The following is a 9,619-nucleotide window of genomic DNA, read 5'->3' as shown; positions in this document are numbered from 1 at the left end:
CGTCGGTCACCGACGCCGACACCGGCTACGCCCTCACCTGGGAGCAGGTCGCCGGCGCGGCGCGGGACGGCCGCGCCAGCGGCCAGCAGGTCTCGACGCAGGGATGCGCGAGCTAGACCCAGTCAGGGCTGCTCAGGCCTGGTGGCGGCCCTTGAGGGCGCCGGGGATCTGCTTGCCCTGCTCGATGGCCTGCTCCGGCGGGCCGGCCTTCTTGATCTTCTTGACCCCGAGGAACGCCAGCAGCCCTGCGACAAGCAGGTAGAAGCCGAAGACGATCAGGAACGCCCAGTGCAGGGCGAGTCCGTCGCCGTTCCAGTTGATGAAGTAGGCCAGCGCGACCGACAGCATGATGATCGCCAGGACGACGATGAAGCCGGCAGCGGCGAAGAACACCACTCCGGTCACGCCGAACTTGACGCTCAGCTTGAGCTCGGACTTCGCGAGCTGGATCTCCTTGCTGATGAGCGCAGAGATGTCGCGGCTGGCGTCGTTGACGAGACGGCCGATGGTGGGCTCGGCCTCGGTCTTCTCGGGTGCCATGGCGACGACCCTACCTAGTCCTGGCTCTCGGGTGCGGGGGCGGTGTCCGGGTGGTCGGCCCAGGTGGGCTCCGGCAGGTCCTCGTGAGGGCCCAGGGCGTTGCTGATCGTGCGGGGGTCGAGGACGCGCTGGGTGCGGTAGGCGGCGCGCCCGAGCAGGTTGCTGGCCACCGACGAGACCACCAGGGCGGCTCCGATCGCCAGGGCGGCCAGGACGCCGTCGGTGACGCTCAGCTCGCCGCGCGCGGCGACGTCGAGGGCCGCGCCGACGATGATGAGCGGCATGCCCGCACCCATGGCGGGGCTGAGGTTGTTGACCCGGCTGATGGCGTCACCCGAGCGCAGCATCCCGACTGCGGTGACGAGGAAGAACAGCGAGCCGAGCACGAGCAGCACCCCGCCGACGACCTCGAGCACGTCCGAGCCGCTCTGGCCGCTCATCGGTGGCCCCGGGTGAGCATGCGGGCCAGGGCCGCGGTGGCGAGGATGCCGCTGAGGGTGGCGAGCAGGACGGCGTCGAAGAGCACCGACGTCGAGCGCAGGATGCCGGTGACGGCGAAGATCGCGATCGCGCAGAAGAAGATCAGGTCGCCGCAGACCGCGCGGCTGGCGTCGTCGGGGCCGCGGGCGACCTGGACGATGCCGAGCAGCGCCGAGATGACGAGCACGACGACGGCGATGGTGGGCAGCACGGTCATCGGCGGTCCCTTCCTCGGGTGGCGGCCAGGACGTGGTCGCGCATGTCCTCGAGCCCGGCCATCAGCAGCGGCTCGTCCTCGCCGAAGAGTCCCTGCACGAAGGTCGCGCGCGGACCGTGGTCGTCGGCCTCCGCGACCGCGAGCACCAGCGTGCCGGGGGTGATCGTGATCGAGCTGGTCAGCAGGGCGACCTCGAGGTCGGTGAGGCCCTCCATGCTCAGCTTGACGATCCGCGGACGCTGGGTCGAGCCCGGCGTGCCGACGTCCAGCGCGAGGCGTACGACGGAGACGATCAGCTGCCAGGCGAGCCAGGGGGAGTAGAGCGCGACGAGCCGCGCGAGTGTCAGCAGCGAGCTCACGGTGCAGTCACCTCCGCGGCGTACGCCGTCGAGTCGAGGAGGCCGTCGGCGGCGCGGACGGTGACGTCCCAGACCGGCCCGGGCGCCAGGAAGACGCCGAGCGAGACGACGAGCAGCACGGCCGAGGGCAGCACCGTGCGCAGCGGCGCCCGGGTGTCGAGCGACACGTGGGGCTCACGGTCGCCCGAGGGCAGGTCCTCCAGGGGCGGGCCCCAGAAGACGCCCCTCCACAGGCGCAGGCCGGCGAGCAGCGTGCCGAGGCTGGCCACGACGACGGCCGTCATCACCACGACGAGCTCGACGCCGTCGAGGTCGGCGGCGGCGCGCAGGATGCCGACCTTGCCGAAGAAGCCGGACGACGGCGGGAAGCCGACCAGCGACAGCATTGCCAGCGCCACGATCGTGGCCAGCAGCGGCTCACGCCGCATCAGGCCGGAGAGTCGGGTGAACTGGTTGCTGCGGTAGGTGTGCTCGATGGCGGCCGAGGCGAGCAGCAGGGCACCCATGACCAGGATGTGGTGCGAGAGGTAGAAGAGCCCTGCGGCCAGGCCGAGCTGGGTGCCGATGGCCAGTCCGAGCAGGATGTAGCCGACGCCGGCGACCATCTGCCACGACAGCAGGCGGCGGATCATCTTCTCGCCCAGCGACCCGTAGGAGCCCACGACCATCGTGAGCACCACGAGCGTGAGCAGCACGGTGAGGTAGGGCTCGGCGCCGTCGAGCACGACCTGGTGGATCCGGAAGATCGCGTAGAGCGCGACCTTGGTGTGCAGCGCCGAGAAGAGCGCCATCACCGAGCCCGAGGTCGCCGGGTAGGCGCGCGGCAGCCAGCCGTGCATCGGCACCACGCCGGCCTTGATCGCCAGCGCCAGCAGGACCACCGAGACCGCGAGCACGAAGCGCGGGTCGTCGGCGTCGGCATCGGCGAGCACGCCGATGTTGACCGAGCCCGCGACGCCGTAGACGAGGCCGACCCCGATCAGCAGGATCGTCGAGGTCAGCAGGTTGACCACCACGAAGAGACGGCCGATGCCGAGCCGGCGCCAGGTGCCGGTCATCGCGATCAGCGCGTACGACGGCAGCAGCATGACCTCGATGAAGACGAAGAGGTTGAACAGGTCACCGGTGAGCAGGGCGCCGTTGACGCCAGCAGTCAGCATCAGCACCAGCGTGGGGAAGAAGCGCAGTCGCGCCTCACCGCTGATCGCGGAGAACGCCACGCAGGCCGCGCTGGTGAGCCCGGTGACGGTGAGCATCAGGGCCGCGAGCGTGTCGGAGACCAGCGGGATGGCGATGCCCGGCACGAAGGCGCCCACCTGGGTGGCGATCACCTCGTTGCCGGCCTCGGCATGCGCGACGAGGAGGCCGAGGCCACCGGCCGCGGTGAGCAGCGGGGCGCCCACCATCAGCGGGATCATCGCGCGGGCAGGCAGGACGACGCCGAGAGCGGCCATCGCAAGCGGCACGACGACGAACAGGGGGAGCAGGGAGTCGGTCATCGGTGCTCCTGACCGGTCTCGGGCACGAGGTAGGTGTTGTCGTCCCCGCCGATGAGCGAGAGCGCGAGCATCAGCACCGTCACCGCCAGGGTGATGACGATGGCGGTGAGCACGAAGGCCATCGGCAGCGGGTCGGCGACCCCGGTGGCACCGGGGGTGTTGAGGGGCTCGGTGCGCCAGGCCGACACCCCGGAGGCCAGCAGCACCAGGTTGGCGGCGTGGCTGAGCAGGGTGATGCCGAAGACGATCCGGACCATGCCGGCCTGGCAGAGCAGGTAGGCACCGCCCGCGACCAGCACGGCGACAGTGAGGGGCAGGAAGGTCATGGCTGGCTCCTCAGGGCCGGCTCGTCGTCGGTGCGTTCCTCGACCGGCTCGGCGCCGAGCCGGTCGAAGGCGACCATGACGAGGCCGAGGACGGCCAGGTAGACGCCGACGTCGAACAGGAGCGACGTACCGACGTAGATGCCGACGACGTAGGTGGACAGGGGCTCGAGGAAGGCGGACGCCGCGTAGCCCAGCAGCCCGGTGGCCAGAGCGGTGCCGACTCCGCCTGCGATGAGGGCCAGGTGCAGGCGCGGTGTGCCCACGGCGCGGTCGTCCGGTCGCGCCAGGTAGATCAGCGAGACGGCCACCGCGGCGATCAGGGCCGCGATGAACCCGCCTCCCGGCGCGTTGTGGCCGCGCCAGAAGATCATTGCCGAGAGGACGACGAGGCCGGGCACCATCAGGCGGAGCAGCAGGCGCATCGGCTCGAGGTTGGGGGCGGCGTCGCGCAGGGCCGCCGCGGCCTGGGGGTCGTCGAGGGCGTCGGTGCCGTCGAGCGGACGGAGGTCGTGCTGCTCCTCCTCGCTGACGCTGCGCTTCGGCACCGTGGCCAGGATGGCGATGATCGCGATCGCGGCGAAGCCGAGCACGGTGAGCTCGCCGAGCGTGTCGAGCGCACGGAACTCCACGAGGATGACGTTGACGAGGTTGTCGCCGCCGGTCTCCTCGGCGCCCTCGGTGATGAAGTACTCCGCCGGGGCGGAGGGGTCGCGCCGGCCCGTCAGCAGCCAGGTCGCTCCGCCGGCGGCCAGCCCGAGGGCCACGGCCAGGACCATCGGTCCGCGGCGTCGACTGTGCTTGAGGTGGCCGAAGCGCTTCGGCAGCCCGCGCAGCACGAGCATGATGAAGATGACCGTCAGGACCTCGACCATCAGCTGGGTCAGGCCCACGTCGGGTGCACCGAGGGCGAAGAGCTGCACGGTGACGGCGATGCCGACGCCACCGAGGAAGACGGTCGCGGCCAGCCGCGAGTCGGAGACGACGACCCCCAGCACCGCCAGGGTGATCAGCACGAGCAGGCCGGCGTCGATCGGGCGCCACAGGTCGGGCACCGTGCCGGGCACGTCGCCGCCCGCGAAGATCGCGATCGTGCCGACGCCGAGCAGCAGCGTCAGCACCGTCATCGGCGGGACGACGTGGCGCGAGGGGTGGTCGTGGCCGACGACGTGGGTGCCGGCGGCACCGATCCGCTCGACCCGGTGCAGGCCGCGGTCGATGAGGCCGACCCCGGAGAACGGGAGCAGGTCACCCTCGAGCCGCGGACGCAGGCGCGCGCGCTGGGTCACGAGCCACGCACCCACGAGGATGACCAGTCCGGTCACGATCAGCTCGGGCTTGACGCCGTGCCACAGCGCGAGCTCGTAGGACTCCTTGCCGCTCATCGCCCTGACGGCCTGGTCGACCGGTCCGGCGAGGACGCCGACCGCGAGGGCGAGCGGCAGCCCGGCCCAGATCGTGAGCATCGCCGGGGCGAGCAGGGCGGGGGAGGCCTCGCAGGCGCCGGCCTCGATCTCTCGCTCGCCGTCGACGAAGGCGTGGAAGAGGATCTTGGCGCAGTAGGCGAAGGTGAGCACCGCCCCGGCGCCGGCGAAGGCGAAGGCCGCCTGACCGGTCCAGGCGGGGCCGGGCGCCTCGAGCATCGAGCCGAGGATCGCCTCCTTGCTGATGAAGCCGAGCAGCGGCGGGATGCCGGCCATCGCGGCGGTGCCGGCCGCGACGGTGGCAAAGCTCCACGGCATCACGTGGCGCAGCGCCGGCAGCCGTCGCAGGTCGCGGGTGCCGGCCTGGTGGTCGATGACGCCGACCATCATGAAGAGCCCGGACTTGAAGAGGGCGTGGGCGATGGTGTGGATCATCGCCGCGGTGAGGGCCTTGGGGGTGCCGACGCCGATGGCGGCGGTGATCAGGCCGAGCTGACTCACGGTCGAGTAGGCCATCAGGCGCTTCAGGTCGGTCTGGTTGAGCGCGAACAGCGCCGCCATCGCGGAGGTGAAGAGGCCCACGACGATGAGCAGCGCGTTCCAGGCCGGCACCGACGAGAAGGCCTCGGAGAAGCGCAGCATCAGGTAGATGCCGGCCTTCACGACCGCGGCGGCGTGGAGGTAGGCGCTGACCGGGGTGGAGGCAGCCATGGCGTCGGGCAGCCACGGGTGGAAGGGGAACTGGGCGGCCTTGGTGAAGCCGGCGATCGCGACCAGCACGGCCACCGTGGTGGTGAGCGCGCCGTGGTCGTGCCAGACCGGCGAGGCGAGCGCCTCGGAGAGCCGGGTGGTGCCGGTGGCGGCGATCATCACGACCACCGCGACGAGCAGGGACAGGCCGCCGATGAAGGTGATGAGCAGGGTGCGCCCGGCCGCGGCCTCGCCGCCGGAGCCCGCCCGGGCGATCAGCAGGAACGAGGCCAGCGAGGTGATCTCCCAGCAGAGGAACACCAGGATCAGGTCGTCGGCCATGACGAGGCCGACCATGCCCAGCGCGAAGACCGTCATCCAGAGGAAGAAGCCGAGGTGCCGGTCGGGGGCGAGGTACTCCGCCGAGTAGGCGAAGACCGCCGCCCCGATGAGGAGCGCGATCATCACGAAGATCAGGCCGAGGCCGTCGAGGCGCAGCGCGTAGACGAGGTCGAGGGCCGGCACCCAGGAGTAGGTCTGCTCCACGGCGCCACCGTCGAGGACGGTGCGGGCGTTGGGGATCATCGCGGCGGCGAGCGCGACGAAGTACGCCGCCAGGACCCAGCCCGTACGACGACCGAGCGCCGAGGAGAGCGGGACGACGAGCACGGGGGCCGCGGCGAGGCAGGCAAGAAGCCAGACGAGTGTCATGCGCTGCTGGACTCCTCAGGGGTGGGCGGATCGACTGCCGACCAGACTTCCCGGCTCACCGAGGGGTCAGCCTACCCAGGAGCGTGCTGTCTGCGTGCCGTGGCCCGCGGGCCGGCGACCTCGGTGCCTGTGGTTGTCGAGTAGCCGGGGTGTGAGCGGAGCGAGCGACCGGCGTATCGAGACGCACCGTGAGGTGGGAGGCGGCGGTTGGCATCTCGATACGCCGACCCCGCGACTTCGTCGCTCGGTCGGCTACTCGATGACCAGGGTGGTGGTCGAGTAGCCGGGGTGCGAGCGCAGCGAGCGACCGGCGTATCGAGACGCGGTGAGCCCGTGAGGTCCGTGAGGTCGTGAGACGAAGGTGACACGACGTTTCCGTCTCAGGAAGCAACCCCGAAACCTGAGCGCCCTTGACTCGTGGTCATACCGATCCGACCGAGCCAGGAGCACCTCATGTCTCTCACCACCGAACCGACCTCCTCGTCGGTGCCCGATGCGCGCTCGGCCCGCGGTCGCTACTGGATCGACGACTGGCGCCCTGAGGAGGAGGCCTTCTGGGAGGGCGGTGGCAAGCAGGTCGCGCGCCGCAACCTGCTCTGGTCGATCTTCGCAGAGCATCTCGGCTTCTCGGTCTGGTTGATCTGGAGCGTGAGCTCGGCGTTCCTCGTCGCCCAGGGCTTCGCGTTCTCGCCCCAGCAGCTGTTCGTCCTCGTGGCGATCCCCAACCTGGTGGGTGCGCTGCTGCGGCTGCCCTACACGTTCGCGGTGCCGAAGTTCGGTGGGCGCAACTGGACGATGATCAGCGCCGCGATGCTGCTGGTGCCGACGCTGACCTTCGCGTGGGCGGTGCAGAACCCGAGCACGCCGTACTGGGCCTTCTGCCTGATCGCGGCGACGGCCGGCTTCGGTGGCGGCAACTTCGCCTCATCGATGGCCAACATCAACTTCTTCTACCCGGCGGCCAAGAAGGGTGCGGCGCTCGGCCTCAACGCGGCCGGCGGCAACCTGGGCGTCTCGATCATCCAGCTGCTGCTGCCCGTGATGGTCGGTGGCGCCGGGATCTTCGGCCTGGTCAGGGCCCGCGACTCCGGGATCAACCTCGAGATCGCGGCCTACGTCTACGCCGCCCTCGCCGTGATCGCCACGCTGGCCGCTGCGCTCTACATGAACAACCTGACCTCGGCGGTCTCCAGGCCCCGCGAGCAGCTGCAGATCGTCAAGAAGCCCCACACCTGGATCATGGCGTTCCTCTACATCGGCACCTTCGGCTCGTTCATCGGCTACTCGGCTGCGATGCCGCTGCTGATCAAGCTCAACTTCTGGGTCCCCGAGCCGGCTCCGCTCGGCACGGGCGTGTTCTTCGCCTACTACGCATTCCTCGGTGCCGGCATCGGCTCAGCGACGCGGCCCTTCGGCGGCTGGCTCGCCGACCGCTTCGGCGGCGCTCGGGTGACGCTCTACTCGTTCCTCGCGATGATCGTCTTCACCCTCGCCGTGCTGTGGACGCTGACCCAGCTGGTCGCCAACCCGACCGCCGACCCGGCGATCGCGCTCGACAACAAGGCGTGGTTCCCCTGGTTCCTCGGCTTCTTCCTCTGCGTCTTCGCCGCCACCGGCATCGGCAACGGCTCGGCCTACAAGATGATCCCGGCGATCTGGCGCAACGAGGCCGAGGTGAGCTCCGAGGACGGGACCCCCGAGCGGGCCCGCGCCCTCACCGTCGCGACCAAGGAGTCCTCGGCCGCCCTCGGCGTCGTGGGTGCCGCCGGCGCCCTCGGTGGCTTCCTGATCCCGCTGGCCTTTGCCGCCCCGTGGGTCGACAACCCGCTCTCGGCCACCAAGGGGGCGTTCGTCGTCTTCACCTTCTACTACGTCATCTGCGCGGTCGTCTGCTTCGCGGTCTACCTCAAGAAGAGCAGCAGCCGGGTCAGCAGCCTCGCCGCCGTGAAGATCTGAGAGAGGCGCTCCAGCCCGCGATGACCGACACCCACTGTCCTTACTGCAGCCTCCAGTGCGCCATGTCCCTGACCTCTCGCCGGGTCCGGGGTCGGGTGTCGCTCGAGGTGCAGGCCCGCCCCGACTTCCCCGTCAACGAGGGCGCCCTGTGCCGCAAGGGGTGGACGGCGGGCGGGCTGCGCGGTCACCGCGAACGACTCACCACCCCGCTCGTGCGCGACCGAGCCACCGGCGAGCTCACCGCGGTGGGCTGGGAGGAGGCGCTCGACGTCGTGGCCGAGCGGATCAGCGAGCTGCGCACTGCCTCGGGGGACGACAGCGTCGCCGTCTTCGGAGGCGGTGGGCTGACGAACGAGAAGGCCTACCTGCTGGGCAAGTTCGCCCGGGTGGCGCTCGGCACCAGCCAGATCGACTACAACGGCCGCTGGTGCATGAGCTCGGCCGCCTCGGCCGGCAACCAGGCCTTCGGCGTCGACCGCGGACTGCCGTTCCCGCTCGCCGACGTCGAGCAGGCCGACGTGGTCGTCCTGGTCGGCTCCAACCTCGCCGAGACCATGCCGCCTGCGGCCCGTCACCTCGACCGGTTGCGCGAGCGCGGCGGGCGCCTGGTCGTCATCGACCCTCGTCTGACCACCACCGGCGAGCGCGCCGACCACCTGCTCCAACCCGTGCCGGGCACCGACCTCCCGGTCGCACTGGGGCTGCTGCACCTGCTGGACGCCGCGGGGGCGCTGGACGAGGACTACCTCGCCGAGCGCACCAACGGTTTCGACGACGTACGACGCTCGGTCGCCGGCTGGTGGCCCGAGCGGGTCGAGCGGGTCAGCGGCATCGCCGCCGCCGACCTGCGCGAGGTCGCCGCCCTGCTCGCGGGTGCCGAGAAGGTGATGGTGCTGACCGCTCGCGGTGCCGAGCAGCACCGCCAGGGCACCGCGACGGTGCTCGCCTGGATCAACCTGACCCTCGCGCTCGGCATGGTCGGCAAGCCGTTCGCCGGCTACGGCTGCCTCACCGGGCAGGGCAACGGTCAGGGCGGGCGCGAGCACGGGCAGAAGTCCGACCAACTGCCCGGCTACCGGATGATCGACGACCCCGCCGCCCGGGCCCACGTGGCCGCCGTGTGGGGCGTCGACCCCGACTCGCTCCCGGGCCCGGGCCGGTCGGCGTACGAGCTGCTCGACGCGCTGGGCACCGACGGCGGCCCCCGAGCGCTGCTGGTGCACGGCAGCAACATCGTCGTCTCGGCCCCCAACGCCACGCAGGTCACCGAGCGGCTGGAGTCGCTCGACCTGCGCGTCGTCGCCGACATCGTGATGTCGGAGACCGCCGCGCTGGCCGACGTCGTGCTGCCGGTGACGCAGTGGGCCGAGGAGAGCGGCACCATGACCAACCTCGAGGGCCGGGTGATCCTGCGCGAGCA

At 70.9% G+C, this 9,619-nt stretch carries 8 protein-coding genes and 1 pseudogene; 2 read left to right on the top strand and 7 right to left on the bottom strand.

All coding sequences use genetic code 11. From position 1 onward, the window contains the following. Positions 1-132: 132 nt before the first annotated feature. The 7 genes and pseudogenes from VOI19_RS07440 to VOI19_RS07410 all read right to left on the bottom strand — a co-directional run bounded on the left by VOI19_RS07440 (position 133) and on the right by VOI19_RS07410 (position 6,243). On the bottom strand, positions 133-540 hold the full coding sequence (locus tag VOI19_RS07440) for a phage holin family protein (RefSeq protein ID WP_323792327.1): 408 nt from the start codon (positions 538-540) through the stop codon (positions 133-135). A gap of 14 nt (positions 541-554) precedes the next feature. Beyond that, positions 555-980 carry a cation:proton antiporter gene (locus VOI19_RS07435; protein ID WP_323792326.1) on the bottom strand — a complete coding sequence of 142 codons (426 nt, stop codon included), beginning with the start codon at positions 978-980 and terminating at the stop codon, positions 555-557. Further along, positions 977-1,237: a monovalent cation/H+ antiporter complex subunit F gene (locus tag VOI19_RS07430; RefSeq protein WP_323792325.1), complete on the bottom strand. Its 261-nt coding sequence runs from the start codon at positions 1,235-1,237 to the stop codon at positions 977-979. Before VOI19_RS07430 ends, VOI19_RS07435 begins: the two co-directional genes overlap by 4 nt. After that, a pseudogene (locus tag VOI19_RS07425) lies at positions 1,234-1,680 on the bottom strand (Na+/H+ antiporter subunit E); the annotation flags it as partial. The gene VOI19_RS07430 and the pseudogene VOI19_RS07425, both read right to left, overlap by 4 nt. Then, positions 1,593-3,095, bottom strand: coding sequence for a monovalent cation/H+ antiporter subunit D family protein (locus VOI19_RS07420; protein ID WP_323792324.1), 1,503 nt, complete (start codon positions 3,093-3,095; stop codon positions 1,593-1,595). The gene VOI19_RS07420 and the pseudogene VOI19_RS07425, both read right to left, overlap by 88 nt. Next, positions 3,092-3,421 carry a cation:proton antiporter subunit C gene (locus VOI19_RS07415; protein ID WP_323792323.1) on the bottom strand — a complete coding sequence of 110 codons (330 nt, stop codon included), beginning with the start codon at positions 3,419-3,421 and terminating at the stop codon, positions 3,092-3,094. The genes VOI19_RS07420 and VOI19_RS07415 overlap by 4 nt, the downstream gene beginning before the upstream one ends. Next, positions 3,418-6,243, bottom strand: coding sequence for a DUF4040 family protein (locus tag VOI19_RS07410; RefSeq protein ID WP_323792322.1), 2,826 nt, complete (start codon positions 6,241-6,243; stop codon positions 3,418-3,420). The genes VOI19_RS07415 and VOI19_RS07410 overlap by 4 nt, the downstream gene beginning before the upstream one ends. Positions 6,244-6,696: 453 nt before the next feature. Here VOI19_RS07410 and VOI19_RS07405 point away from each other — a divergent pair, with 453 nt between their 5' ends. Both VOI19_RS07405 and VOI19_RS07400 read left to right on the top strand, forming a co-directional pair. After that, entirely contained in the window at positions 6,697-8,199 is a 1,503-nt protein-coding gene (locus VOI19_RS07405; protein ID WP_323792321.1) for an MFS transporter, read from the top strand. 20 nt (positions 8,200-8,219) lie between these two features. Next, positions 8,220-9,619 (top strand): molybdopterin oxidoreductase family protein (locus tag VOI19_RS07400; protein WP_323792320.1); only part of this gene is annotated, 1,400 nt, incomplete at its 3' end.

It is taken from the genome of Nocardioides sp., assembly GCF_034670285.1.
Lineage (GTDB): Bacteria > Actinomycetota > Actinomycetes > Propionibacteriales > Nocardioidaceae > Nocardioides.
The sequence above is the reverse complement of the archived record's forward strand: the minus strand, read 5'-3'. Positions and strand labels throughout refer to the sequence as shown.